Consider the following 25,052-nt stretch of genomic DNA (forward strand, 5'->3'; position numbering starts at 1 on the left):
TCAGAACGCCACGCGCAGGAACGCCATGGCACTCCACCAGGTATCGGCATCACCCGAAGTCGCTTCCTTGACGGCCTCCCCGGGGAAAGTCGCGGCAACATGGCCTTGCAACATCACCCTCTGCGAGATGAACCACTTGGCCGTGAGATTGGCCTCGTAGCCGAGTTCTCTTGAACCGAGGAATGAGAGGGCGGGGTTGCCCCCGAGGTTTGTCGCGCTATCGGCCGTGAAGATCCAGAACTGCGGGACCAGTTCGACCCGGGGACTGGGCTTCAAGCGCAACTGCAGGCGATGCGCGACGAGATTGCTGTCCTGAAACACCTTGAAGTGATTGATACCCTGCACCCACTGTTCGCCGTTGCCGCCGGACAGCAGAGGATCCCAGCGTTCGAACCTGGCCGTGTCGGGGTCATCGCCGGAAAACTGCGCATAGCAGTAACTGACGACGGGTTGCCAGGGCATCTCGGAGAACTGGTAGCCGATTTCCGCCGCAAGGGCTGTCGCGTGCATGTCAAAATTGTCGTTGCGCTGCAGGGCGAATTCCGCGTTTCCGAAGAAATCGCCATTTGGCTGGTCCCAACGGATGCGCGCATTGAACACCTCGAGCCCGTCACGTCCGAGAGTGGCTGTTACCGGATCGGGCGCAGTGAGAGCAAAGTAGGAGTAGTCCGACTCCAGAACCCTGATATAGCTGCCGCCCAACTTGAAACGGCCACCGATCGGGCTCTCGACGTTCAGTCCCACCATGCGCGTCCGCGAATCGACGACCGGAAGTTCGTCCGGATCGAGATAGAAGATCTCGGCGAGACTGTTGTTGTAGCGCAACTGGCCCAGAACCAGCATGTCGGCGGCCCAGCGCGGATTGGATTGCAGCGCAGCCCGCTCGTCGCCGTTGGACGCGGTATTGCCGATAATCATGCTGTCGGCGATGGCGTATCGCTTTCGTCCGACCGAAGCGTTCCAGACCAGCCGGTCACCTGAATCAAAGGTTTCACCGCCGACGAGGCCGAGATAGGCATCCTCGATGCCGAGATAGGCGCGGCTTTCGTCCGTGAAGAGCTAGGTGCCGGCCGAACCGCTCAAGATCCCGCTCAGACCGCCATAGAGGTAGATGTCGTCGCTGAGCGGGGTCAACCCATAGAGACCCGTGTGGACGAAGCCTTCGCCCCATCCGCTCGCCCCGCTCCCGGCCGTGTCTCCAGACGCCAGCGGATTGCCGTTGAGAAACAGATCCGGGCGTCCATACCACGCATCGACATTGCCATAGAGCATTGTCAGAGTTTCGAGCTTCCCGACAAGAATGGTCCCTTCACTATCGTACAGGATGGGCAGATCCTTGGCATCGCCGGTGACAAGGTAACCGCGATCCTCCCGCAGAATCTGATCGCTGAGCGTCGCATTGATGGTGAGAGCCACCCCGCCTGAACGCCCGGTATCAACAACAAGCTCAGCGGAGGCTATAGGCGCCTGACGGGAGGCCCGGGCAATCGCGATCTCCACTTCGGCCCGATTGAAGCTTGCACCGGGAAAGAGACCGATGCTGCGCCGGATCAGATCGATGACACGACCATTCGCAGCGGTGTCGCCCGACGGATTGGCCAGAACAACATCAATGCTCTCGACGACCCGTCCTTCGTCTGACGAAGGCGTCTGAGCCTGCGCAAGCCCTCCCGTCAGCGATCCCAAGAACAAGACGGCGAGGATAAGAACAATGACATGGAATGATCGGGGATGGATGCGATCGGTTGTGCGACGCGAGAGAATTCGGGATGCATCAGCAAGTGTTTGATACATATGGCCCACCGCGCTTCTATCCAACACGTTATCACCGTATGCCGATGCAAATCTTTAGCAACGCGTGATAATCGTATACAAAAAATTGTGGAATGCTAGCGCCGCAAGCAAGATCAGATCGCTCACGCGGGGCGGTTTCGCTGAAGCCGCTCGACTGAACAGGGCAACAAAAAACCCGGCACAAAGGCCGGGTTCTTTTTTGGTGCGGTCGAGAAGACTCGAACTTCCACGGGTTGCCCCACAGCGACCTCAACGCTGCGCGTCTACCAATTCCGCCACGACCGCATCGTGGTAGGCGCCGAATTGCTCCGGCGCGGCTGCATGTAGCAAAAGCATTCTGGGTCCACAAGCCCGTCGTGACAGATTTTTGAAAATTCGTCACGACCCGTGGAAAACCCCTCCGGACGGGGGTGGCCGCTGCCCTTGAACTCCCGGGCTTTTCTTGCCAAATACAGGGAAAACAAGGCTTTTCGCCAATCCACAGCCGAAGGCAGATTTCATGCTCCGCACCGAACTCGACCATGCCATGCATGCCCGCGAAGGCTCAGCACCCGTGCGCTGGCGAGTCTCCGACGGGCTCGTCCCTTACGAGGACGCGGTGGCCGAAATGGAGCGCCAGGTGGCGCTGATTGCCGACGGAAAGGCCGATGAACTGGTCTGGCTGGTCGAGCACCCTCCCCTCTATACGGCGGGTACAAGTGCCGATTCAAAGGACTTGATCGAGCCGGATCGGTTTCCGGTTTTTGCCACCGGACGCGGCGGCGAATACACCTATCATGGTCCCGGCCAGCGGGTGGCCTATGTCATGCTCGACCTGAAGCGCCGCCGCCAGGACGTGCGCGCCTATGTGGCAGCACTCGAAGAGGTGGTGATCCGCACCCTCGACAGCATGAATGTCAAGGGCGAGCGCCGCGAGGATCGTGTCGGCGTCTGGGTTCGTCGGCCGGAGAAACCTGTTTTGCCCGACGGCACGATGTCCGAGGACAAGATCGCCGCCCTCGGCATCCGGCTGCGTCGCTGGGTGAGCTTTCACGGACTGTCGATCAATGTCGACCCGGACCTGAGCCATTTCACCGGGATCGTGCCATGCGGCATCTCAGCCTATGGCGTGACAAGCCTCGTCGATCTCGGTCTGCCGGTCATGATGGCGGATGTCGACATGCGGCTGCGCGAAGCGTTCGAAGACGTCTTCGGGCCGACCGTGATGGAGGCCTGACGCCTCAGGCGCGGCCCATCACCGGGCCGTCGAGATCGCCCGACTTGCGGCGGCGCTCGTCTTTCTCTTCATAGGATTCGATCTGACGGGCGATCTTTTCGATCAGCCTGCCAGTCTCGAGATGGGCCTCGGTCAGGCGCTGCAGATCGAGCTTCAGCGCCTCGAGCGGCAGGTCCCCGCTTTCCTGGATCGGCCCGGAGCCGACACCCGTCATCAGCCACATCGGAGAGACGCCCAGGATACCCGCCAGATCGATCAAGCTGGAGGGACGCGGCTCGGCGCGATCGGCTTCCCAGGCGAGCAGGCTTTCGCGCTTCACGCCGATCCGGTTGGCAACATCGGCAAGGGACAGCCCCGAGGCATCGCGCGCCGCAGACAGGCGCCCGCCCAGCGTGTCATCGCTCGAATCCGTCATTCGGTGATAGTTTTCGCGTGCCGGCATCGCGACCTCCTGATCGTTCGGGATCCGCCGCGCATAGCTGTCGACGGTCTACAAAGTTCCGATCTCACATCGCTATATTAGCCGATACGAAGACCCCACATCTGCCCCGGGACGCCACCAACCTGTACAAAACCGCCGTGTGGGGCTGTCCGAAAGAAGCATACAAACATGCGGGCAACGCGGAAGTCGACCCTTTGTTCCAAATTTCTTTTGCTTGATTGCGCTTCAGCGCCGTGCTTGGTCACGACCCACAAACACTCTCCCTTTTCAGAGTCGCCACAATGCAGGCTTCGCTTTCCAGTCCTTTCCGCGGCATGGTCTTGATGGCGGGATGCATGCTCGTGCTTCCGGTGATGGATGCCATCGCCAAATACATGGCGAATGTGGAGGGCATGTCGCCGGGGCAGATCACCTTCTATCGTTTCTTCTTCCAGCTGGCCTCCGTGCTCCCGGTGCTCGTCGCACTCAATGGCCTCAGCGCCTTTTCCGCCAAGCGTCCCTGGGTCAACCTGTTGCGCGGCGCAATCCACGGGGCCGCCAGCCTCATGTTTTTTATGGCGGTCAAATACATGCCGCTGGCGGACGTTTTTGCGATCTATTTCGTCGAACCTTTCATTCTGACGGCCATGTCGGCGATCTTCCTGAAGGAGAAGGTGGGCTGGCGGCGCTGGCTGGCGATCGCCGTCGGCTTTGGCGGTGCGATGATCGTCATCCAGCCGAGCTACGAGGTCTTCGGCCTGACGGCCCTCCTCCCGGTCGCCTGCGCCTTTCTCTATGCCCTCTACATGTTCCTGAACCGCGCCATCGGTGAAGCCGATTCCCCGATGACCATGCAGACCATGGCGGGCATCGGCGGAACGCTGTTCATGGCGGCCGCCTTGATGGCAGGGACGGCTGCGGGTGACGCGGACTTTGCAGTCTCGCTTCCCGATTCGACGCTAGGCCTCGGGCTTCTGATCCTGCTGGGCGCCATCTCCGGCTATATCCATCTGCTCGTTGTCCGCGCCTTCCGGATGGCGACGCTCTCGGTCCTGGCTCCGTTTCAGTATTTCGAGATCATCGCCGCCGTCGCCCTCGGCTATCTGCTGTTCGATGACTTCCCGACCCCGTCGAAATGGCTGGGCATCGTCATCATCGTCGGCTCTGGCCTGTTCATCCTCTGGCGCGAGCAGAAACGGGCGTCTCCTGCACCGCTGGTGGCAGAGGCGGGTTGAGCAAGATCAGGCAATCGGTCGCATTTTACCGATTCTGCCCACCAGATCGTAAGGTCTGTCATTTAGTCTGGCGCTCATCATCCTCACCATCGGGAGAGCCCTCTTGGCGACTTATCAGGCCGCAGTCTTTCTGGCCGCGTTCAATCTCGCCTTGCTATGGCTCCTGATGGCAGCGCCCCTGGGCCACCGGACGATCCGTGTCAGCCGCGTCATCCGGGAGCGCCCCGAAGAACTCTGGAATATCACCCGGCCGGCCGGCAACCAGACAGCCTGGCATCCGAACGTGATCTCGGTCGAGCCCGTGCAGGGAAAGCCGGACCTCATCGAATTCGCCTATAAACATCCTGACAGGCACGGGCGCCCGAGCCGACGCACCATGATCGTGGACCGGACAGCGAGGACGGCCGCCGGCTGTTTCTCCTGCGATCTGCGCGTTGTCGGCGACAGCACACTCGACCAGACCTTCTGGGAAGGCTATCGGGAAAGCCGCAAGGTGGAGCGCGCGCCGCTCGGCAGCCGGGTCACCTTCGAGCAAACCGACAACTACCGCGGGCTTGCCTTCTATCTCTTCCGCCGCATGGCGCTCGCCCGAGAACTGGTTTCGCTGCAGGATCACGTCGAGCAGCGCCGCAGCCATGGCTTGCTGCATTTCGAGCACCCACTCTGGCAGACGGTGCTGGTGATCGTGTCGACACTCCTGCTATGGCCGTTCTTCAGCCTGACCGCGACCGGACTGATGATGTCGGTCTTCCTGACCCTGGTCATCCTGCTGCATGAACTCGGCCACATGGTCGCCTATCGCGCCTTCGGTCATCCCAGCGTGCGCATGATCTTCGTGCCGCTGCTCGGCGGGATCGCGATTGGCGGACGCCCCTATAACAGCCATTTCGAGGTGGCGACCTGCGCCCTGATGGGCGCTGGCTTCTCCGCCCTTCTCGTCCCGATCCTGATCGCGGCGCATGAATCGGCGCAAGGGATTCCCCACTCCGTCGCCATGGATGGGCCGGCACTGGTCTTCCTCGTCATTCTCGGCGCCTTCAACCTGCTCAATCTGCTGCCGACCTACCGGTTCGACGGCGGCCAGGTCTTGCGCCAGGTGTTCGAGGGACAAAAGGCGCTGGCCGTGACAAGCTTCGTCGTCACCGGCGTCATCCTCTGGACCGGATGGCGGATCGGCCTTGGCGCGCCCATGCTGATTGGCGGCCTCGCAATCTTCATCCTGCTCAGCATGATCCGGACAAAATCCATCAAGCCGCGCGAAGCCCTGGTGCCGATGAACGCCCCAGAGAGACTGATGACCGGCTTCGGCTATTACGCGGCACTCGCCATTCACGCCTATGCCGTCATCTATGCTTGTGACAGGCTGTTTGCCTGACCGGATCGGCGATCCCGCCGCTTGACAGAATGGCCGGCTCGGGCTCCAACGGGCGCATGGACAAGACTAACGCACCCCTCTCCGCTGGCTACCACGACGTCGCGCCCGAAATGCTGGCGACGATCGTGACCTGCCTTGAAATGACGGCCCGACCCGATCCGCGGCCGAATCCGCCGGCCGACGGCCTCTCGGTCGAGCGCTGGATTGCGCCGACGCTTGATGAATACCGTAGCCTTTACCGTCTGGTCGGCGAGGATTGGCTCTGGGTGTCCCGTGCCGTCATGGAAGACGACCGGCTGAGGGCGATCATCGAAGACCCGGCAGTCGAGATCTACACCATGATGCGCGACGGCGAGCGGCTCGGGCTTCTGGAGCTGGACTTCCGCGAATCCGGGCAATGCGAACTCGCCTTTTTCGGTCTGGACCAGAGCCTGATCGGTGCTGGCGCCGGGCGCATCCTGATGAATGTCGCGATCGACAAGGCCTGGGAGAAACCGATCTCCCGCTTCTGGGTGCACACCTGCCATCTCGACCATCCGGCGGCACTTGCCTTCTACCAGCGCTCCGGATTTCGCCCCTACAAGCGCATGGTCGAGATCTTCGAAGACCCACGCCAGACCGGGAAACTGAGAGCCGATGCGGCTGCGCATTTCCCTGTTCTTCGCGCGGAATAGCCAAGAAGAATCAGACTATTGAGAAAATCCGGTTCTGCTCTTGAGCCGGATGGTGCAGCCGTGCGAAAGTCCGAGCCAACGATTTGTCAGGGAGATAAACCATGGATGTCCGCGCCGCCGTTGCCACCCAGGCTGGGAAGCCGCTCGAAGTCATGACCGTTCAGCTCGAAGGCCCGCGCGCCGGCGAGGTACTGATCGAGGTGAAGGCGACCGGCATCTGCCATACCGACGACTTCACGCTCTCGGGTGCGGATCCGGAAGGCCTGTTTCCGGCCATCCTCGGCCATGAGGGTGCGGGTATCGTCGTCGATGTCGGCCCCGGCGTCACCTCGGTGAAGAAGGGCGACCACGTCATTCCGCTCTACACGCCGGAATGCCGCGAATGCTATTCCTGCCTGTCCCGCAAGACCAACCTCTGCACGGCGATCCGCTCCACCCAGGGCCAGGGCCTGATGCCCGATGGCACGAGCCGATTCTCGATCGGCAAGGACAAGATCCACCACTATATGGGCTGCTCGACCTTCGCGAATTACACGGTCCTGCCGGAAATCGCCGTGGCCAAGGTCAATCCGGACGCACCCTTCGACAAGATCTGCTACATCGGCTGCGGCGTCACGACCGGCATCGGCGCCGTCATCAACACGGCCAAGGTCGAGATCGGCTCCACCGCAATCGTTTTCGGTCTCGGCGGGATCGGTCTGAACGTGCTGCAGGGCCTGCGCCTTGCCGGTGCCGACATGATCATCGGCGTCGACATCAACCCCGACCGCAAGGAATGGGGCGAGAAGTTCGGCATGACCCATTTCGTCAACCCGAAGGAAGTCGGCGACGACATCGTGCCCTATCTCGTCAACATGACGAAGCGCGGCAACGACCTGATCGGCGGCGCGGACTATACGTTTGACTGCACCGGAAACACCAAGGTGATGCGCCAGGCACTCGAAAGCTCGCATCGCGGCTGGGGCAAGTCCGTTATCATCGGCGTCGCCGGCGCCGGCCAGGAAATCTCGACGCGTCCCTTCCAGTTGGTCACCGGCCGCAACTGGATGGGCACCGCCTTTGGTGGCGCGCGCGGCCGCACCGACGTTCCGAAGATCGTCGACTGGTACATGCAGGGCAAGATCCAGATCGACCCGATGATCACCCACACCATGCCGCTCGAAGACATCAACAAGGGTTTCGACCTTATGCACAAGGGCGAATCGATCCGCGGCGTCGTGGTCTATTGATGTCTGCACCTTACACCGTCGACGTGCGGAGGCTCGACGAGTTCTCCGCCGTCGATCTCTACGCCATGCTGAAGCTGCGCGTCGATGTCTTCGTCGTCGAGCAGCATTGTCCCTATCCGGAACTCGACGGCAACGATGTCGACTGCCTGCATCTCAGGCTGCTCGATGGTGAAGATCTTCTCGCCTGCGCACGGCTTTGGCGTCCGACACCGGAGCATCATCCCCGGATCGGTCGGGTGGCGGTGTCGCCGGATCATCGCGGCAAGCGGTTGGGCGAAGCGCTGATGCGCGAGGCGATTTCAGAGGTGGAGAAGCGTCATCCAGGTGAGCCGATCGAGATTTCAGCGCAGAGCCATCTGCAGAAATTCTATGGATCGCTAGGGTTTGAGGTGATCTCGGAGGAATATCTGGAGGATGGGATCCCGCATGTGGATATGCTGCGGCGAGTGTGAACTTCCCGAGCGGCTGAACATGCGCCACAATGCCCGCCGGAAGATCATTGCCGGTAGATGCATTTGTGGCTACATTCCTTTTCGAGTGGGATGACGACAAGAACGCGACGAATATCGCCAAGCATGGCCTGAGTTTCGATCGGGCCTGCCGGGTGTTTGACGATGTGGTGCTGACCATCCAAGACGATCGCCGCGACTACGGAGAGACACGCTTCAACACGATCGGGACGATTGACGGCGTTGTTGTCATCGTCGTCACCCATACGGACAGAAATGGTCGGATCCGGCTGATTTCAGCGAGGCCAGCCAAACGAAGGGAAAGGGAGCGTTATGCAGAAGCGCTTCGGCAAAGAACTCAGCCTTGAGGAACTCGCCAACCTCGACGATGACGCCATCGACACCAGCGACATACCGGAACTCGACGAGCACTTCTGGCAGAATGCCGTGATTGTCGAGCCGGAAGGCACGGAGCAGATCACGCTCCGAGTGAAGAAGTCCGTGCTGCAGGCCTTTCGTTCAACCGGCAAGGGCTACCAGACCCGCATGAATGCCGTGCTCGAATCCTACGCCCGTAGCCTCAAGAAGTAACAGCATGCCCGAAATCTATGTCGATGCCGATGCCTGTCCGGTGAAGCCGGAAATCCTGAAGGTCGCCGAGCGGCATGATCTGGCGGTGACCTTTGTCGCCAATTCAGGTCTGCGCCCATCGCGCGATCCCAAGGTCAAGAATGTCATCGTGTCAGGCGCCTTCGACGCGGCGGATGACTGGATTGCCGAGCGCTGCGGCGAAGGCGATATCGTCGTCACCGCCGATGTGCCGCTCGCCGGTCGATGCGTGGCCGCCGGCGCGCTGGTGACCGGGCCGACGGGCCGCATCTTCGACACCGCCAATATCGGCATGGCGACCGCGATGCGCGACCTTGGGGCACATCTGCGCGAGACGGGTGAGAGCAAGGGCTACAATGCGGCCTTTTCGCCGCGCGACCGCTCGGCCTTTCTCGAAACGCTCGACCGGCTCTGCCGCCGCGTCAAGAAATAAGCCCTCGAAGGCTCAAGCATAAGGACAGATTTCCATGAACATCCTCTCCCAGAACACCGCCTTCGGCGGCATGCAGGGCGTCTTCTCGCATCAGTCAGAAGCGACCGGCACCGAGATGACCTTCGCGGTCTTCGTGCCGCCCCAGGCGATCGCCGAGAAGCGGCCCGTGCTCTGGTATCTCTCCGGCCTGACCTGTACCCATGCGAACGTGATGGAAAAGGGCGAGTATCGCCGCATGGCCGCCGAACTCGGTCTGATCGTCGTCTGCCCGGACACGAGCCCGCGCGGCAATGACGTGGCCGACGAACTCACCAACTGGAAGATGGGCAAGGGTGCCGGCATGTATCTGAATGCCACGGAAAAGCCCTGGGCCGAGCATTACCAGATGTATTCCTACATCACGGAAGAGCTGCCCTCCCTGATCGCCGAACAGTTCCGCGCCGACATGAACCGCCAGGGCATTTTCGGCCATTCCATGGGCGGCCATGGTGCCATGACGATTGCGCTGAAGAACCCCGACCACTTCAAGAGCTGCTCGGCCTTCGCGCCCATCGTCAATCCGCTGACCGCCGACTGGACGCAGGACGCCTTTGAAAAATATCTCGGGGCGGATCGTGCCACATGGCGGGAATACGATGCCTGTGCGCTGGTCGAAGACGGCGCACGCTTCCCGGAATTTTTGATCGACCAGGGCAAGGCGGACAGCTTCCTGGAGACGGGCCTTGCTCCCTGGAAATTCGAGGAGGCGGTGAAGGGGACTGATATCGGCCTGACGCTCAGGATGCACGAGCGCTATGATCATTCCTACTACTTCATCTCGACCTTCATGGACGATCACCTGAAGTGGCATGCGGAGCGGCTGGGTTGAAAGCGAGCCGGCTCGTGATGCTCGGGCTCTTCCCGAGCATCCGCTACCGTTGAATCTACTGCGACGTCAGTAGATCCTCGGGACAGGCCCGAGGATGACGTGCCAGGGTTTAGGCCCCTTCACCACATCCTCTTGAGACGCCGATCACCCATGCCCATGACGATGATGCAGATCCGGGTAATGCGGATGTTTGTGACGCAGCGGCGTGTGGCGGTGCCAATGCGCATGCGGCTCGGTCACCGGGCCGTCATGGACATGGCTGTGGTGGTCGTCATGGCTGTGGAGATGATCATGCTCAAGCGGATCGTGCTCATGGTCATGCTCGTGGCGTTCAGACAGATGTAGCCACAAGCCGATGCCCATCAGGAAAGCCGCGATAAGGAGCGAGACGGATGGCGCCTCGCGAAAGACGGTCACGGCGATCAGGGCGCCGATAAAGGGCGCGAGTGAGAAATAGGCGCCAGTGCGCGCGGTGCCGAGATGGCGCAAGCCCAGCATGAACATCACAAGGCTGACGCCGATGCCGAAAAAGCCGACGACAGCGCCGGCGGCGATGATCTTCACGTCGGGGATGGCGGCGCCAAGCGTAAAGGCCAGGATGACATTGGTAGACCCGGCGGCCAGCCCCTTGATCATCGCGATCTGCACCGGGTCGGCAGACGAAAGCTTGCGGGTCAGATTGTTATCGATACCCCAGCAGAGGCAGGCTACCGCAATCCATAAACCGCCCGGATCAAGCCGGAAAGCGCCACCGTCAAATGACAGGATCGCCGCTCCGAGAAGAATGGCAAGCGCGCCGATCAACAGGCGGCGATCGACATTTTCGCGAAACACCAACCAGGCGATCAGCATCGTGGCCAGGCCTTCGAGATTGAGCAGCAGGGAGGCGGAAGAGGCGGTCGTCAGCGACAGGCCGAGCATCAGGAAGAGCGGCGCCATGATGCCGCCGAACAGAACGACGGCGGCAAGCCAGGGCAGGTCCGGGCGCGACAGCGGGCTTTCTACCCGCTCAAGTCCGATCAGCGGCCGCACCCAATGAACAAGCGCCAGGCCGATCCCGGCACCGAGATAGAGGATTCCCGCCAGAAGCCAAGGATCCACGCTGCCGAGCAACCATTTCGACAGCGGCGCCGAGGCGCCGAACAGGATGGCCGAGCCGAGGGCGAGCGGAACGCCGGGAAAGAGGTGAGAATGATGTTGGTGGTCCATCCGCCGAGTTTAGCGACAATGTCGAAAGCGTACAGCCCATGTCACGCCGCGACTGTCCATCCCGTCACGAATGCACTGACGCATTGGTACGACATAGCCTCCCCGCGCCGTCATGCTCGGGCCTGTCCCGAGCATCTGCGACCGTCGAACAAAATGAAACCACAGTAGGTCCTCGGCACGAGGCCGAGGATGACGATCAATAAATGCCGTGCCCCTCACACCCGCCGATAGACAAACCGCTCGAAATCCGCGGCCTTGCCACGTCCCGTGATGTCGAAGCAGAACATGCCGGCAAAGGCGCCGGTGAAGGAGCCGTGTTCGCCGAAGCCGCCCTCGTCGGAGACAACGCCGGCGTCGAGGATCGGGCCGATGGCTTGCCATTCGCCCTCGCCTGCCAATCGCCAGAAGAATTGCAGGTCGTTGTCGGTGATCTCCATGGCGAGATCGATCGCACCCTCGGGAATGGACTGGCCTATGCCGATGGGGAACTCAAGGCTGCCCGAGGGATAGTCGCCCGGGCAGGACAGGATGATCAGCGAGCGGCCGAGCTGTTCGTCCGTGGAAATGCCGAGCGCGTGGAATTTGTAGCGATTGTAGTAATGCGTCAGGCCCGCGACCTGCTGATAGGTTTCGGGCGCAAATTCAAGCCGTGTTTCGGCGCGGAAGCTGTGATGCTCCTGGCGACGGGCGACCAGCGACTGTTCGAACCAGGAGCCGATGCTTTCGCGGCCGAAGAGGCGCAAGCGCCCTGCCCGCTCGGTCAGGCTGAACAGGCGCTCCGGCTGCGGCGTGCGCAGCCACTGGAACTCCTTCGGTAAGTCGGCGCTGTCGAATGTCCGGACGATCTCGACCGGTTCTTCGCGTTTGACGGCACCCTCGAGCCCCGGCACCTCGACGGCCGGCACGACGCCGCCCTGTTCGAGATAAAGCCAGCCGTCTTCTTTCCAGACGCATTTCTGCAGCCCCGTTTCGCGACCCAGCGTGCATCGGCGCTTCGGGGCCATGGGCCGACCGCAGAGATGAGTGTGGTAGACCTGGCCATCCGGCGTCTCGACATATTGGCCGTGGCCGGCGCGTTGCAGAACCGCTTCCGGATTGTCCTTCGAGGTGATGAGATGCGTGTTCGGATGCATCTCGTAGGGGCCATCGATTGAACGCGAACGCGCCATGGTCACCACATGGTCATAGCCGGTGCCGCCCTCGGCGGTGGTCAGATAGTACCACCCGTTGCGCTTGAAGAGGTGCGGGCCTTCGACGAGCCCCTGTTTGCTCCCTTCAAAGATGTTCTTGATCGGGCCGGTGAGCTTTTGCGTCTTCGGGTCCCATTCCTGGAGCAGGATGCCGTCGAACTTGGCGTGGCCGATGGTGTTGCGCGCTTCGGGCCGGTGGTTCCACTGCATGTTGGTGAACCACTTGCGGCCGTCGTCATCGTGGAAGAGCGAGGGGTCGAAGCCGGAGGAATTGACATAGATCGGATCGGACCATGGGCCTTCGATGGAAGGCGCCGTGACGATGTAGTTGTGCGCGTCCTTGAAAGAGCCTTCGAAGCGTTTGACGTCGGTATAGACGAGCCAGAACTGGCCGTCGGCGTAAGAGAGGCACGGCGCCCAGACGCCGCAGCTATCCGGGTTACCGCGCATGTCGAGCTGGCTTGCGCGGTTGAGCGGACGGGTGACGAGGTCCCAGTTCACCAGGTCGCGCGAGTGATGGATCTGCACGCCCGGATACCATTCGAAGGTGGAGGTGGCGATATAGTAGTCCTCGCCCACGCGGCAGATCGAGGGATCCGGATTGAAACCCGGCAGGATGGGGTTGATGATCATGGTGTATGTTCTCCTGCCTGATGGCAAATCTTACGTGGACGATGCCCCTCATCCCCCTGCCGGGACCTTCTCCCCGCAGGCGGGGAGAAGGCGGAGACGGCGGCCGCAGTGCCCTTCTCCCCGTTCACGGGGAGAAGGTGGCGGCAGCCGGATGAGGGGCCATCTTCAGCCTTACTTCTTCTTCCTCGGCGGGCCCTTGCGCTCGGCGGACGCCGCCCAGATGTTGATGTCGGCGTCCTTGGCGAAGACGTCGATCTCGGCGAGTTCTTCCGCGGTGAAATCGGGCGTTTCGATCACCTTGACGCAATCCTCGACCTGCGAGGGCTTGGATGCGCCGATCAGCGCCGTGGTGATGCGGCCGCCGCGCAGCACCCAGGCGAGCGCCATTTGCGCCAGCGTCTGGCCGCGCTTTTCAGCGATGCGATTGAGGCCCCGGATGTTTTCGAGATTGCGCTCGTTGAGGAAGCCTGGATCGAGCGATTTGTCCTGCGTCGCGCGCGTGCCCTCCGGAATGCCGTTGAGGTATTTCGAGGTCAGCATGCCCTGCGCGAGCGGCGAGAAGACGATCGAGCCGACACCGAGCTCTTCGAGCGTGTCGATCAGCCCGTCTTCCTCGATCCAGCGATTGATCATCGAATAGCTGGGCTGGTGGATGAGAAGCGGCGTGCCCAGGCTCTTGAGGATCTCATAGGCTTCGCGGGTGCGCTTGGAATTGTAGGAGGAAATGCCGACATACTGCGCCCTGCCTGAGCGAACGATGTGGTCGAGCGCGCCGCATGTTTCCTCCAGCGGCGTGTCGGGATCGAAGCGGTGCGAATAGAAGATGTCGACATAGTCGAGGCCCATGCGCTTCAGGCTCTGGTCGCAGGAGGCGATGATGTATTTGCGGCTGCCCCATTCGCCGTAGGGACCGGGCCACATGTTGTAGCCGGCCTTGGAGGAGATGATCAGCTCGTCGCGGTAACCGCGGAAATCGGTCTTGAGGATCTCGCCGAAAGCTTCTTCCGCAGAGCCGGGCGGCGGGCCGTAATTGTTGGCGAGGTCGAAATGAGTGATGCCGAGGTCAAAGGCCTTATGGCAGATCGCCCGCTTCGTGGCATGCGGCGTGTCCTGGCCGAAATTGTGCCAGAGCCCCAGCGAGATCGCCGGCAGCTTCAGCCCGCTCTTGCCGCAGCGATTATAGGTCATCCGCTCATAGCGGTTTTCGGCGGGGGTATAGGTCATGGATGGTTCTCTCCCGGAAGGTCTTGTCTTTGGGTCTACCCCTCATCCCCCTGCCGGGACCTTCTCCCCGCAAGCGGGGAGAAGGGGGCAAGACGCCGGCCACACCGGCCTTCTCCCCGTTTACGGGGAGAAGGTGGCGGCAGCCGGATGAGGGGCTAAGACACCACCCTTATCTAAGCAGAGCCTGCGCTTCGTCGATACCCAGAGCCGCCGGTTGGGTGCAGGTTGTCGACAGGGTTACGAATTCACCTGTTTCACCCGACTTCAGGATCGACACCATGACGTCGACACCATGCAGGGTGCGGTCCAGCGAGCAGCGGGCATCGCGGCCTTCGAGGATCGCGACCGCCATGTCCGCGAGGCCGGCCGTGCGGTAATTGGCGCGCGGACCTTGCGGGCTTTCCTGGTTGTTGCGACCGAAGGGATGGTCCCAGGCTTCGAGCGGCTGGATGTTCTTGTCGCGGCCGGAGGCCTCGACGACACCGCCGAAGAAGTTCGGGTCAGGCACATAGAGCGAGCCTTCGGTGCCGTAGAGCTCCATATTGGCGTGGCGGTGACTCCAGACATCCCAGCTGGCAGACAGCGTGATCGTGGCACCGTTCTGGAATTCCAGAAGCGCATGGATGTTGGTGGGGGTCTTGACCGGGATCGTCTCACCATTGCGCGGTTGGCTGGTGATGGTGCGAGTGTCGTTGGCCATCGAGGTCAGGGCAGCCACACGCTTTACCGGGCCGATCAGGTTGATCAGGTTGGCGATGTAGTAGGGGCCAAGGTCGAGAACCGGGCCGCCGCCGGGCAGGAAGAAGAAGTCGGGGTTCGGGTGCCACATCTCCATGCCGGGGCTCATGACATGGCAGGTGCCGGAGGTGACGCGGCCGATGCCGCCCTTGTCGATATAGGCCCGCGCCAGCTGGTGCGCACCGCCAAGGAAGGTGTCGGGCGCGCAGCCGACGGACAGACCCTTGGCCTTGGCAATCGCCCGCAGGTCCTCGCCCTGCTCGAGCGAGAGCACCAGCGGCTTTTCCGAATAGACATGTTTGCCAGCTTCGAGGATACGCTTGGAAACCGGATAATGCGCATCCGGGATCGTCAGGTTGACGACGATGTCGACCTCAGGATTGGCGAGGAGTTCATCGATGGTCTGGGCCTTCACGCCATATTCGGCGGCCCGGGCCTCCGCCGCAGCCGGATTGATGTCCGCGCAGGCGACAACCTTCAGGCCGCGAAACAGCGGCGCCAGCGAGAAGTAGGTGGTGGAGATATTGCCGCATCCGATGATGCCGACGCCGAGTTCGCGTGCCATGGAAATGTCCTGCTTGCTGCGAGTGGTTCAGTAGGTCTTGAAGGAGGCGATCGAGCGGGTGATCAGCCGGTCGATGTCCTTCGGATTGTCGTGTTCGACGACGAAATGCTTGACGCGGGTGTCCTTCAGCGCCGCGATCAGGCCCTTCCAGTCGACCGTGCCATGGCCGACATCGGCCCAGCCGTCTTCGTCCGAATTCTCGTCCGCCGGCGCGATGTCCTTCACGTGGACGGCGCTGATGCGCTTGCCGTAGCTTTCGATCCAGGCGAAGGGATCGGCCTTGCCGCGGATGACCCAGGCAATGTCGGCTTCCCAATCGAGTTCCGGGCCACCGGCGAAGATCTGTTCCTGCGGGGTCGAACCATCCGGAAGGGCTGCAAATTCGAAGTCGTGATTGTGCCAGCCGAAGACGAGGCCGGCGTCGCGCAGCGGCTTGCCAGCTGCCTGCAGACGCTGGCCGAAGGCGAACCAGCCGGAAGCATCCGTCGGGCGCTGGTCGGGCATCAGATAGGGGCAGTAGACCGCTTCGATGCCAAGCGTCCTGGCGATCTTGATCACGCGAGCCGGATCATTCTCGATCATGTCGAGGCCGAAATGTGCGGTCGGCATGGTCAGGCTGTTGTCATCGAGCTCCTTGCGGAAGGCATCGAGTTCGCCATCGGCGAGCGAAGCATAGAGCGCGCCGTAACCTTCGACCTCGCCGTAACCGGCAGCCTGAAGCTTCGGGTAGATGCCGCTGAACGGCTGGAAATTGCGGGCGCTGTAAAGCTGGAAGCCGAGCGTGGTCATCGGGTAGTCCTCCTCGTTGATCCCTGGATCGGGCGCCCAGGGCCTTGATTGTCTCGCCTGTCAGTCCACCGACTGGCAGGTGTATAGATCGTAGATGCGGAAGTCCGGCAGTTCGCCTGCGGGCAGAGCCGTCTCCGGCGTGAAGATGATGCGGCGGATCTCGCCGGCCGAAAGGTCGAAGGCATTGTCAGAATAGCGGCCGGGGGTGCGGCTTTCGAGCATGACGAAGAGCGCAAGACCGTGAGCCGTGACCGTGACCTCGAAGGCGCCGTCGACTGTCGGGGTGACCGAGGTCTCGACGCGGGAAGGCTCGAGATCGAGCGCCTTATAGGTGCCGTTGAGGAAATGTCCCTCCCCACTCATGCCGTTCGACGCGATGAAGCTCCAGGCAAGCAGACCGTCTGCCGGGATTTCGGTCGCATCGAGCGTGATCAGCGTTTCCGCAGCATCCGGGCCGCAATCGCCCTGCACGCTTTTCAGCGGAATGCGATCCCCCGACAGCGTCAGCACAAAAAGGTTGGCATCGATGGTGACGGTATCGAGCGTGTCGTTGACCATCGAGAGCGTGATGCCAGTACCGTCCTCGGAGGGAATGGCGGCGACGGCGACCGGCTGGAAGAAGCGGCGCACCATGTAATGCATGGCCTTCCAGCTGCCGCCGTAATCGAGGCTCGACCAGGAGGCGACCGGCCAGGTGTCGTTGAGCTGCCAGTAGATCGTCCCCATGCAATGGGGCTTCAGCGACCGCCAGTATTCGACGGCAGTCTTGATTGCGAGCCCCTGCTGGATCTGGCTCAGATAGACGAAATTGGAAAAATCCTTGGGGAAGCGGAAATAGCGGAACATGGTGCCCGCAATCCGCTCATTGCCACCGGCATTCTTCTGGTGCAGCTCGATGACGGGCGAGGCAATGTTCATGTCCGCCTTGTCGGCGAAGCTCTCGATGACCGGCAGTGAAGTATAGGACTGGAAACCGAATTCCGAGCAGAAGCGCGGTTTGACGGTTCGGTAATTATCGAAACTCTTGTTCTCGTGCCAGACCGACCAGTAATGCATGTCGCCGGAGCCATCGGCATGCCAGGCGTCACCATAGTCGAGATAGCCCGAGGCCGGGCTCGAAGGCCACCAGATGCCTTGCGGGAAGCACTTCTTCACACCCTGCTCGATGACGCGGTTGAGCCGGTCATAAGCGACGAGATAGCGGTCTCTGTTGTCTCGCGATTCCGGGAACCAGGTCAGCGCACCGACGAGCTCGTTGTCGCCGCACCAGATGACAATGGAGGCGTGGCTGGAGAGCCGCTTGACCTGGTACTCGACCTCGTGGGCGACATTGTCGAGGAACTCGTCCGTACAAGGATAGAGGTTGCAGGCGAACATGAAGTCCTGCCAGACCATCAACCCCAGCCGGTCGCAGAGATCGTAGAACCAGTCGGCCTCGTAGAAGCCACCGCCCCAGATGCGGATCATGTTCATATGGGCGGCGACGGCGGAATTCAGGAGATCGGTCGTCTTCTCCTCGGACGAGCGCGAGAACAGCGCATCGGCCGGGATCCAGTTGGCGCCGCGGCAGAAGATCTCACGGCCGTTGACCTTGAGCGCGAAGCGGCTGCCGGCCTCGTCCGGATCGGTCAGCAGTTCCACGGTGCGCAGGCCAATCTGGCGGGTTATGACCTCCGTGGGCAGGTCCACGGTCAGAGTGTAGAGCGCCTGCTCGCCGGAGCCCGCGGGCCACCACAGGCGCGGGTTCTCGATTTCGAACACATGCACCACCTTGGTCTCGCCGGCGGAGATCCCGACATCGAGGCGGACGCGCTCGCCGTCTAGGTCGAAATGCACCGGCACGACGGCCGGCTCGACCGAATGGATGGTCGCGGTGACCTTGAGCTCGACGCGGCCATCGCCGTGATGGACCTGCTCGGTCTCCACGTGTTCCAGGCGCGCCGGGTCGAGCTTCTTGAGGGCCACCGTCCCGTAGAGCCCGAGGGGTGCGATCGCGATGTTCCAGTCCCAGCCGAAGTGGCATTGCGGCTTGCGCAGCATGTTGCCGTTCGGGATCGGGGAATTGGCTGTCGAATACGGGATATAGAAGGGCTGGCGCGCCTGGCGCTCGGCGCCGGCGGTGATGCTCGAATGGAAGACGATGCGGATCGTGTTTTCGCCCGGCTGCAGCGCATGGCTGACATCCGGCCGATAGCGGCGGAAGCAGTTGTCGGCGGAGAGAACCGGCACGTCGTTGACGAAGACGACGGCCACCGTGTCGAGATAGTCGATGTCCAGGTACCAACTGCCGGCGATATCGGGAACAACGACCTGACGTTCGATCACCCAGTCGCGCTCGGCGACCCACTGCACGACCTCCTCGTTGCGCCCGAAATAGGGGTCGGGGATCAGGCCTGCGGCAGTGAGCGCCGAATGCACATCGCCCGGCAGCGTGATTGCCGCCTGATGGTCGCCGTCGACAGACGCAAGGCGCCATTCGCCGTGTAGATCGATGACGCCGCTATGGGCATTCTGGGTCATGACTGAAGTCCTGCAGAAGAAAAAGGCGCCCCGGTCACAGCCCGGGACGCAGGGGGGAAGGTGTCAGATGCGCTCTTCGGTCTCGGCATCGAAAAGAGAGGCGACTTCCATGTCGAAGCCGAGGCGAACCTTGGCGCCCGGTGCATAGCGGCGTGTGCCGCCGATGCGCACCGACATGGAATGGCCGGCATGCTTCAGCCAGAGCAGGTTGTCCGCGCCCATCGGCTCCTCGATGTCGACCACCGCCTCGTGCAACTCGCCGATACCGGTTTCCTCGTCGACCTTGATATGTTCCGGGCGGACGCCGAGCACGACCTTGCGTCCGGCGGTCAGCGGTTCGCTGGCCTCGTAACCCTTCATCGAGAAGAGCACATCATGGGTGCGGAAGAAAACCTCGCCGCCTTCGTTGATCAGGTCGCCCTCCAGGAAGTTCATCGAGGGCGAACCGATGAAGCCGGCAACGAAGAGGTTCTTCGGCTGGTTGTAGATCGTGTTCGGATCGGCAAGCTGCTGAATGACGCCGCTTTTCATGATCGCGATGCGGTCGGCGAGCGTCAGGGCCTCGATCTGGTCATGGGTGACGTAGATCATCGTGTTCTTGAGGTTCTGGTGCAGGCGCTTGATTTCGACGCGCAGTTCCGAGCGCAGCTTGGCGTCGAGGTTCGACAGCGGCTCGTCGAAAAGGAAAACGTCGACATCTCGCACCAGTGCGCGCCCGATCGCCACGCGCTGACGCTGGCCGCCGGAAAGTTCGGACGGCTTGCGCTTCAGGAGCGGGCCGATCTGCAGGATGTCGGAGGCGCGCTGGACGCGCCTTGCGATCTCATCCTTCGGCATCTTGGCGACCTGGAGGCCGAAGGACAGGTTCTTTTCCACCGTCATCTGCGGATAAAGCGCATAGGACTGGAACACCATGCCGATGCCGCGGTCCTTCGGCTCTTCCCAGGTAACGTTCTTGCCCTTGATGAAGATCTGCCCGTCGGTCGGTTCGAGCAGGCCGGCAATGCAGTTGAGCAGCGTGGACTTGCCGCAGCCGGACGAGCCGAGGAGAACGATGAACTCACCGTCGACGATGTCGAGATTGAGGTTCTCCAGCACCTTGACGGCGCCGAAGCTCAACGAGAGGTCCTTGATCGATACACTATGCGACATGAGCTTAACCTTTGACTGCGCCGGCGGCGATGCCCCGGACGAAGAGGCGTCCGGAAATGAAGTAGACGATGAGCGGCACGGCGCCGGTCAGAAGTGTCGCGGCCATGTTGACGTTGTATTCCTTCACGCCCTGGACCGAGTTGACGATATTGTTGAGCTGAACCGTCATCGGGTAGTATTCCGGTCGAGTGAAGACCACGCCGAACAGGAAGTCGTTCCAGATGCCGGTGATCTGCAGGATCATGGCAACCACGAAGATCGGCAGCGACATCGGCAGCATGATCCTGAGATAAATCTGCCAGAATCCTGCCCCATCGATACGGGCGGCCTTGAACAACTCTTCCGGCAGCGAGGTGAAATAGTTGCGGAAGAGCAGCGTCAGGATCGGCATGCCGAAGATGGTGTGCACGATGACGAGACCGGTCAGCGTTCCATAGATGCCGAGTTCGCGCAGCACGATGACGATCGGATAGATCATCACCTGATACGGGATGAAGGCGCCGATGATCAGGATGGTGAAGAAGAGCTCCGCACCCTTGAAGCGCCAGTTCGCCAGAGCATAGCCGTTGACCGAGGCGATCAGGATCGAGATCAGCGTGGACGGCACGGTGATCCGCACGGAGTTCCAGAAGCCGCGGGACAGACCATCGCAATTGAGGCCGGTGCAGGCGGTGGCCCAGGCTTTCACCCAGGGCTCGAAGGTGATCTCGACCGGCGGCGAGAAGATGTTGCCGAGGCGGATCTCCGGCATGCCCTTGAGCGACGTCACGACCATCACGTAAAGCGGGATCAGGTAGTAGATCGCAAAGAAGATCAGCGAGCCGTAGAGCATGATGTTGCGGGACGAGAACGCCCGCTTCGGCTTGGCGCCACGGGGGCCCGTCGCGACATGATCGGAGACGGCATCGAAACCGGCGGCGGTAGCGTTAAGGGAACCGGGATTAGCCACGCTTCTTTCCTCCGAATTCGAGATAGGCCCAGGGGATGATGACGATGGCGACCGTGAGCAGCATCATGGTCGAGGCGGCAAAGCCCTGGCCGAGGTTCTGCGCCTGGAACATGTAGTCGTAGACGTATTTTGCTGGCACTTCGGACGCGATGCCCGGGCCGCCACTGGTCTGGGCGACGACGAGGTCATAGAGGCGAACGATGCCCGAGGTAATGATCACCAGCGTGGTGATGAAGACCGGACGCATCATCGGAATTATGATGAAGACATAGGTCTTCCACATCGGGATGCCGTCGACGCGCGAGGCTTTCCAGATGTCCTCGTCGATGCCGCGCAAGCCTGCGAGCAGCAGGCACATTACGAGCCCCGTGCCCTGCCAGAGGCCGGCGATCAGGATGCCGTAGATGACGATCTCGGAATTATAGAGCGGATTGAAGGTGAAGGTCTCCCAGCCCAGCGAGCGGACGATCGACTGCACCCCGAAATCCGGGTTCAGGATCCACTGCCAGACGAGACCGGTCACGATGAAGGAAAGCGCGAAAGGATAAAGGAAGATCGTGCGGAACGCGTTTTCGAAACGGATCTTCTGGTCCATCAGGGCCGCCAGCACGAAGCCGATCACGATCGAGAAGATCAGCGACAGGATACCGTAAATCGCAAGATTCTGGATCGAGGTGACCCAGCGCGGCGCATCCCAAAGGCGCTCATACTGGTCGAAACCGACGAAGCTTGCCCGCGGCAGTAGCTTCGAATTGGTGAAGGAATAGACGATCGTCCAGATCGTGCCTCCGAGGAAGATGACCAGGGCGGTCAGCACCATCGGGATGGAGGCGATCTTGGCATTCAGATTGCGAAACAGCTTGTTGGGTCGACCGGCATGCGACGCGCTCGCCATGGGTCAGTCCTCCTCGTCCTGGACACGGGGGTGTCAGCCAAGACCGTCACGCTGAAACGCACACGCTTCCCGCACACGGCCGGCGGACGGGCGCATGCGCCCTACCCGGTCGATAATGGCCAATGTCCGGCCAGGGCTTTGCCCCTGGCCGGACAGGTCACCCGCGATTACTCGGCGGAAGCGATGATGTCGGCGAAGCGCTTCTGCGCATCCTCGACAGTCATGGACGGATTGGCGAAGAACTCGGAGAAGAGGTCTTCCTTCTGCTTCTGGCTGTCGGCCGAAAGCAGCTGGTCGGTGCCCTGGATCACATTGCCCTTGGCGAGGATGTCGAGGCCCTTCTTCATGCAGTCGTTGGCGGCTGCCAGATCGACGTCGCCGCGAACCGGCAGAGAGCCCTTCTTCAGGTTGAAGGCAACCTGCGTGGCAGGCGCAAGCAGGGTTGCTGCGAGCACGTCCTGAGCGGCAGACTTGGCTTCGTCGTCGACGGCCGGGAAGTAGAAGGCATCACCACCGGTGGAGATGATCTCGTTCACACCGAGGCCCGGAAGGCAGGTGTAGTCCTTGCCAGCAACCTGACCGGCAAGCGCGAACTCGCCCTGAGCCCAGTCACCCATGATCTGGCCGCCGGCCTTGCCGGTGATGACCAGGTTGGTGGCCTGGTTCCAATCCTGGACGTTGGAGCCCTTGGACATGCGACGGGCATCGTCGGCAGCCTTGAACACCTTGGCGATTTCAGGACCGGCAGCGACTTCCTCGTCCTTGTCCTGGAAGACCTTGTAGAAGGTGTCCTTGCCGGCGATGGCGACCATCAGAACGTCGAAGGCACCGGCCGACTGCCACGGCTGACCGCCAACGGCGAGCGGAATGATACCCTTGGCTTCCAGTGCCGGAGCAGCTGCGACGAATTCGTCCCAGTTTTTCGGCACGGCGACGCCTGCCTGTTCGAAGGCGGCATTCGAGAGCCACAGCCACTGCCAGGAGTGGATGTTGACCGGCGCGCAATAGATCTTGCCGTCGATCGTGCAGCTGTCGAGCAGGCTTGCCGGCTTGACGATGTCCTTCCAGCCTTCCTTCTCGGCAACAGCCGTCAGGTCCTTCATCAGGCCGGCTTCAACGAGTTCCTCGGCCTGACGGCCGTGGTTGAACTGCGTGGCGCCCATCGGATCACCGCCGGTGATGCGGCTGATCATGATCGGGCGGGCGGTGCCGCCGGAACCGGCGATCGCGCCGTCGACCCACTTGTTGCCGGTGGCATCGAATGCCTTGGCAAGCTCGGCGACGGCCGCGGCTTCACCGCCGGACGTCCACCAATGAGTCACTTCGAGATCGGTGGCCTGCGCTGCCGCAAACGGCATGGCGACGGTAGCGGTCAAAGCTGCCGCAAAGCTACGAAAATTCATGAGTCTCCTCCCTCACTGAAACGTTGCCGGAAAAACTTATGCGAAAGGTTTGAGAGACGCAACCAGCCGGATTGGAAAAAATGCGTTAAAACCCGTTTTCCTCGTCAGGGTGCAGCTGCACACACCCTTTCAAAACGCTTTGATCCCCATGGAGACGGCGGCACACCCGCGGCTTTTACTCGTGTATTACAGAGTTTTACAGCCTAAACACATCCGCATCGCCGGGTCATCGGATCACGGCCCAAACCACCGTCTCTTTCTGCAGCGCACAATCGCAAAAGTTGCACCTCTTCGCACCGCAGCACAAGAAATGGCTCGACAAATCTACTGTATCGTTTCAGATTTTCCCTTCGCCGCACCGGGAGGAGGTGCCGGTCTCCAGGTTTGCAGGCGAGGAAAAGCCAACTATAAGCGTGGCTTGTGCGAGTGGCGGGGACGACATGACAGATCAGCAGGGGGGCGGCCTCATGGACCGCCCGGTGGCGACGAAGGAGCGGCCGACGCTCAAGACGATCGCTTTCATGACGGGCCTTGGCATCACCACCGTGTCGCGGGCCCTGAAGGATGCTCCCGATATCGGCGCGGAAACGAAGGAGCGCGTGCGCATGGTCGCACGGCAGCTCGGCTACCAGCCGAACCGCGCCGGGGTGCGTCTCAGAACCGGCAAGACCAATGTCATCGCGCTCGTGCTCGGCATCGACGAGGAAATCCTCGGCTTTTCCAATCAGATGGTCGTCGGCATATCCGAGGTCCTGTCAGGCACGCCTTACCATATCGTGGTGACACCGCATGCGCATACCAAGGATCCGATGCTGCCGGTGCGCTACATCCTGGAAACCGGCTCGGCCGACGGCGTCATCATCTCCCGCACGGAGCCGGATGATGCGCGCGTCCGTCTGCTGACCGAGCAGAACATGCCCTTCGTCACCCACGGCCGCACGGCCATGGGCATCCAGCACCCGTATCATGACTTCGACAACGAGACCTTTGCCTTCGGTGCCGTCGAGCAACTGGTGAAACGCGGCCGCAAGCGGATCGCCCTCCTGCCGCCGCCGAGCAAGCTGACCTATTACCAGCACACATTCGATGGCTTCATGCGGGGCCTGCGGGCCTTCGGGGCGGAGGAAGTGCCGCTGCACATCAACATCGATGCGCCACTCGGCCAAATCCGCTCTGCGGTCGAGGCGCTGATGCGTGGTCCGGATGCGCCCGATGGGCTGATCTCCTCCTCCGGCAGCAGCGCGATTGCCGCCAATGCTGGGATCGAGGCGGCCGGCAAGCGCGTCGGCGCCGAGATCGACCTCGTCGCCAAGCAGGGCACGCCCATCCTGAGCTGGATCCGGCCCGACATCATCGCCGTCTATGAAGACGTGCGCCAGTCAGGCCGGGAGCTCGCCAAGGCCGTCATTGCCCGCATCGACGGGGTGGATCCGGAACTGTTGCAGAGCGTGAGCGAGCCGCGCTGGGAGTAGCCGGCAGAAG

The 25,052-nt window shown here is 61.7% G+C and carries 24 protein-coding genes and 1 tRNA gene; 11 read left to right on the forward strand and 14 right to left on the reverse strand.

Annotation, left to right across the window (positions count from 1 at the left end):
- The 3 genes from M1E12_RS08435 to M1E12_RS08445 all read right to left on the reverse strand — a co-directional run bounded on the left by M1E12_RS08435 (position 1) and on the right by M1E12_RS08445 (position 2,079).
- Complete coding sequence (locus M1E12_RS08435) at positions 1-918, reverse strand: alginate export family protein (protein WP_479564370.1); 918 nt, start codon at positions 916-918, stop codon at positions 1-3.
- Between the two features lie 141 nt (positions 919-1,059).
- Positions 1,060-1,794 (reverse strand): hypothetical protein, encoded by a 735-nt coding sequence (locus M1E12_RS08440; RefSeq protein WP_479564371.1) that lies wholly within the window; start codon positions 1,792-1,794, stop codon positions 1,060-1,062.
- A gap of 200 nt (positions 1,795-1,994) precedes the next feature.
- Positions 1,995-2,079: transfer RNA gene (locus tag M1E12_RS08445), tRNA-Leu, on the reverse strand.
- A gap of 214 nt (positions 2,080-2,293) precedes the next feature.
- Here M1E12_RS08445 and lipB point away from each other — a divergent pair.
- Positions 2,294-3,010 carry a lipoyl(octanoyl) transferase LipB gene (lipB, locus tag M1E12_RS08450; RefSeq protein ID WP_136541771.1) on the forward strand — a complete coding sequence of 239 codons (717 nt, stop codon included), beginning with the start codon at positions 2,294-2,296 and terminating at the stop codon, positions 3,008-3,010.
- A gap of 4 nt (positions 3,011-3,014) precedes the next feature.
- Here the strand turns inward: lipB and M1E12_RS08455 are convergent, their stop codons facing one another.
- Entirely contained in the window at positions 3,015-3,452 is a 438-nt protein-coding gene (locus tag M1E12_RS08455) for a helix-turn-helix domain-containing protein (protein ID WP_136541824.1), read from the reverse strand.
- 281 nt (positions 3,453-3,733) lie between these two features.
- Here M1E12_RS08455 and M1E12_RS08460 point away from each other — a divergent pair, with 281 nt between their 5' ends.
- From M1E12_RS08460 to fghA, 9 genes are all read left to right on the forward strand, one after another.
- Positions 3,734-4,666 (forward strand): DMT family transporter, encoded by a 933-nt coding sequence (locus M1E12_RS08460; protein ID WP_479564372.1) that lies wholly within the window; start codon positions 3,734-3,736, stop codon positions 4,664-4,666.
- 103 nt (positions 4,667-4,769) lie between these two features.
- Entirely contained in the window at positions 4,770-6,041 is a 1,272-nt protein-coding gene (locus M1E12_RS08465) for a zinc metalloprotease (protein ID WP_479564373.1), read from the forward strand.
- A 56-nt stretch (positions 6,042-6,097) separates the two neighbouring features.
- Positions 6,098-6,715 (forward strand): GNAT family N-acetyltransferase, encoded by a 618-nt coding sequence (locus M1E12_RS08470; protein ID WP_479564374.1) that lies wholly within the window; start codon positions 6,098-6,100, stop codon positions 6,713-6,715.
- A gap of 101 nt (positions 6,716-6,816) precedes the next feature.
- Positions 6,817-7,944, forward strand: coding sequence for an S-(hydroxymethyl)glutathione dehydrogenase/class III alcohol dehydrogenase (locus M1E12_RS08475; RefSeq protein WP_136541763.1), 1,128 nt, complete (start codon positions 6,817-6,819; stop codon positions 7,942-7,944).
- Positions 7,944-8,396 (forward strand): GNAT family N-acetyltransferase, encoded by a 453-nt coding sequence (locus M1E12_RS08480; protein ID WP_479564375.1) that lies wholly within the window; start codon positions 7,944-7,946, stop codon positions 8,394-8,396. Before M1E12_RS08475 ends, M1E12_RS08480 begins: the two co-directional genes overlap by 1 nt.
- A 47-nt stretch (positions 8,397-8,443) precedes the next feature.
- The gene (locus tag M1E12_RS08485; RefSeq protein WP_479564376.1) at positions 8,444-8,761 is read left to right on the forward strand and encodes a BrnT family toxin; all 318 of its coding nucleotides are present in this window, start codon (positions 8,444-8,446) and stop codon (positions 8,759-8,761) included.
- The gene (locus tag M1E12_RS08490; protein ID WP_479564377.1) at positions 8,727-8,984 is read left to right on the forward strand and encodes a BrnA antitoxin family protein; all 258 of its coding nucleotides are present in this window, start codon (positions 8,727-8,729) and stop codon (positions 8,982-8,984) included. The genes M1E12_RS08485 and M1E12_RS08490 overlap by 35 nt, the downstream gene beginning before the upstream one ends.
- A 4-nt stretch (positions 8,985-8,988) precedes the next feature.
- On the forward strand, positions 8,989-9,435 hold the full coding sequence (locus M1E12_RS08495) for a YaiI/YqxD family protein (RefSeq protein ID WP_479564378.1): 447 nt from the start codon (positions 8,989-8,991) through the stop codon (positions 9,433-9,435).
- A 34-nt stretch (positions 9,436-9,469) separates the two neighbouring features.
- On the forward strand, positions 9,470-10,303 hold the full coding sequence (gene fghA, locus M1E12_RS08500; protein WP_479564379.1) for an S-formylglutathione hydrolase: 834 nt from the start codon (positions 9,470-9,472) through the stop codon (positions 10,301-10,303).
- A 144-nt stretch (positions 10,304-10,447) separates the two neighbouring features.
- Here the strand turns inward: fghA and M1E12_RS08505 are convergent, their stop codons facing one another.
- The 10 genes from M1E12_RS08505 to M1E12_RS08550 all read right to left on the reverse strand — a co-directional run bounded on the left by M1E12_RS08505 (position 10,448) and on the right by M1E12_RS08550 (position 23,570).
- A complete protein-coding gene (locus M1E12_RS08505) occupies positions 10,448-11,512 on the reverse strand; it encodes a DMT family transporter (RefSeq protein WP_479564380.1) in 1,065 nt (354 codons plus the stop codon).
- Positions 11,513-11,727: 215 nt separating this feature from the next.
- On the reverse strand, positions 11,728-13,335 hold the full coding sequence (locus M1E12_RS08510) for a glycoside hydrolase family 43 protein (protein ID WP_479564381.1): 1,608 nt from the start codon (positions 13,333-13,335) through the stop codon (positions 11,728-11,730).
- A gap of 171 nt (positions 13,336-13,506) precedes the next feature.
- Positions 13,507-14,559, reverse strand: coding sequence for an L-glyceraldehyde 3-phosphate reductase (mgrA, locus tag M1E12_RS08515; RefSeq protein ID WP_479564382.1), 1,053 nt, complete (start codon positions 14,557-14,559; stop codon positions 13,507-13,509).
- A gap of 169 nt (positions 14,560-14,728) precedes the next feature.
- On the reverse strand, positions 14,729-15,862 hold the full coding sequence (locus tag M1E12_RS08520; protein WP_479564383.1) for a Gfo/Idh/MocA family protein: 1,134 nt from the start codon (positions 15,860-15,862) through the stop codon (positions 14,729-14,731).
- A gap of 27 nt (positions 15,863-15,889) precedes the next feature.
- Entirely contained in the window at positions 15,890-16,651 is a 762-nt protein-coding gene (locus M1E12_RS08525) for a sugar phosphate isomerase/epimerase family protein (protein ID WP_479564384.1), read from the reverse strand.
- Between the two features lie 60 nt (positions 16,652-16,711).
- The gene (locus M1E12_RS08530; RefSeq protein ID WP_479564385.1) at positions 16,712-19,171 is read right to left on the reverse strand and encodes a beta-mannosidase; all 2,460 of its coding nucleotides are present in this window, start codon (positions 19,169-19,171) and stop codon (positions 16,712-16,714) included.
- A gap of 63 nt (positions 19,172-19,234) precedes the next feature.
- Positions 19,235-20,323 (reverse strand): ABC transporter ATP-binding protein, encoded by a 1,089-nt coding sequence (locus M1E12_RS08535; protein WP_479564386.1) that lies wholly within the window; start codon positions 20,321-20,323, stop codon positions 19,235-19,237.
- A gap of 4 nt (positions 20,324-20,327) precedes the next feature.
- Positions 20,328-21,272, reverse strand: coding sequence for a carbohydrate ABC transporter permease (locus M1E12_RS08540; protein WP_113459628.1), 945 nt, complete (start codon positions 21,270-21,272; stop codon positions 20,328-20,330).
- Positions 21,265-22,167 (reverse strand): carbohydrate ABC transporter permease, encoded by a 903-nt coding sequence (locus M1E12_RS08545; RefSeq protein ID WP_113459627.1) that lies wholly within the window; start codon positions 22,165-22,167, stop codon positions 21,265-21,267. The genes M1E12_RS08540 and M1E12_RS08545 overlap by 8 nt, the downstream gene beginning before the upstream one ends.
- 167 nt (positions 22,168-22,334) lie before the next feature.
- Positions 22,335-23,570: an ABC transporter substrate-binding protein gene (locus M1E12_RS08550; RefSeq protein ID WP_113459626.1), complete on the reverse strand. Its 1,236-nt coding sequence runs from the start codon at positions 23,568-23,570 to the stop codon at positions 22,335-22,337.
- Positions 23,571-24,010: 440 nt separating this feature from the next.
- Between M1E12_RS08550 and M1E12_RS08555 the strand changes: the two genes are divergently transcribed.
- On the forward strand, positions 24,011-25,042 hold the full coding sequence (locus M1E12_RS08555; RefSeq protein ID WP_246035086.1) for a LacI family transcriptional regulator: 1,032 nt from the start codon (positions 24,011-24,013) through the stop codon (positions 25,040-25,042).
- The last annotated feature ends 10 nt before the right edge of the window (positions 25,043-25,052 follow it).

The organism is Rhizobium sp. K33, assembly GCF_056501445.1.

Coding starts and splice junctions, on each gene's coding strand:
- M1E12_RS08510 (WP_479564381.1), bottom strand. CDS start 13,335: ATGATCATCAACCCCATCCTGCCGGGTTTCAATCCGGATCCCTCGATC.
- M1E12_RS08535 (WP_479564386.1), bottom strand. CDS start 20,323: ATGTCGCATAGTGTATCGATCAAGGACCTCTCGTTGAGCTTCGGCGCC.
- M1E12_RS08505 (WP_479564380.1), bottom strand. CDS start 11,512: ATGGACCACCAACATCATTCTCACCTCTTTCCCGGCGTTCCGCTCGCC.
- lipB (WP_136541771.1), top strand. CDS start 2,294: ATGCTCCGCACCGAACTCGACCATGCCATGCATGCCCGCGAAGGCTCA.
- M1E12_RS08435 (WP_479564370.1), bottom strand. CDS start 918: ATGATTATCGGCAATACCGCGTCCAACGGCGACGAGCGGGCTGCGCTG.
- M1E12_RS08520 (WP_479564383.1), bottom strand. CDS start 15,862: ATGGCACGCGAACTCGGCGTCGGCATCATCGGATGCGGCAATATCTCC.
- M1E12_RS08550 (WP_113459626.1), bottom strand. CDS start 23,570: ATGAATTTTCGTAGCTTTGCGGCAGCTTTGACCGCTACCGTCGCCATG.
- M1E12_RS08495 (WP_479564378.1), top strand. CDS start 8,989: ATGCCCGAAATCTATGTCGATGCCGATGCCTGTCCGGTGAAGCCGGAA.
- M1E12_RS08475 (WP_136541763.1), top strand. CDS start 6,817: ATGGATGTCCGCGCCGCCGTTGCCACCCAGGCTGGGAAGCCGCTCGAA.
- M1E12_RS08530 (WP_479564385.1), bottom strand. CDS start 19,171: ATGACCCAGAATGCCCATAGCGGCGTCATCGATCTACACGGCGAATGG.
- M1E12_RS08525 (WP_479564384.1), bottom strand. CDS start 16,651: ATGACCACGCTCGGCTTCCAGCTTTACAGCGCCCGCAATTTCCAGCCG.
- M1E12_RS08470 (WP_479564374.1), top strand. CDS start 6,098: ATGGACAAGACTAACGCACCCCTCTCCGCTGGCTACCACGACGTCGCG.
- M1E12_RS08460 (WP_479564372.1), top strand. CDS start 3,734: ATGCAGGCTTCGCTTTCCAGTCCTTTCCGCGGCATGGTCTTGATGGCG.
- M1E12_RS08555 (WP_246035086.1), top strand. CDS start 24,011: ATGACAGATCAGCAGGGGGGCGGCCTCATGGACCGCCCGGTGGCGACG.
- M1E12_RS08480 (WP_479564375.1), top strand. CDS start 7,944: ATGTCTGCACCTTACACCGTCGACGTGCGGAGGCTCGACGAGTTCTCC.
- M1E12_RS08455 (WP_136541824.1), bottom strand. CDS start 3,452: ATGCCGGCACGCGAAAACTATCACCGAATGACGGATTCGAGCGATGAC.
- M1E12_RS08545 (WP_113459627.1), bottom strand. CDS start 22,167: ATGGCGAGCGCGTCGCATGCCGGTCGACCCAACAAGCTGTTTCGCAAT.
- mgrA (WP_479564382.1), bottom strand. CDS start 14,559: ATGACCTATACCCCCGCCGAAAACCGCTATGAGCGGATGACCTATAAT.
- M1E12_RS08490 (WP_479564377.1), top strand. CDS start 8,727: ATGCAGAAGCGCTTCGGCAAAGAACTCAGCCTTGAGGAACTCGCCAAC.
- fghA (WP_479564379.1), top strand. CDS start 9,470: ATGAACATCCTCTCCCAGAACACCGCCTTCGGCGGCATGCAGGGCGTC.
- M1E12_RS08440 (WP_479564371.1), bottom strand. CDS start 1,794: ATGTATCAAACACTTGCTGATGCATCCCGAATTCTCTCGCGTCGCACA.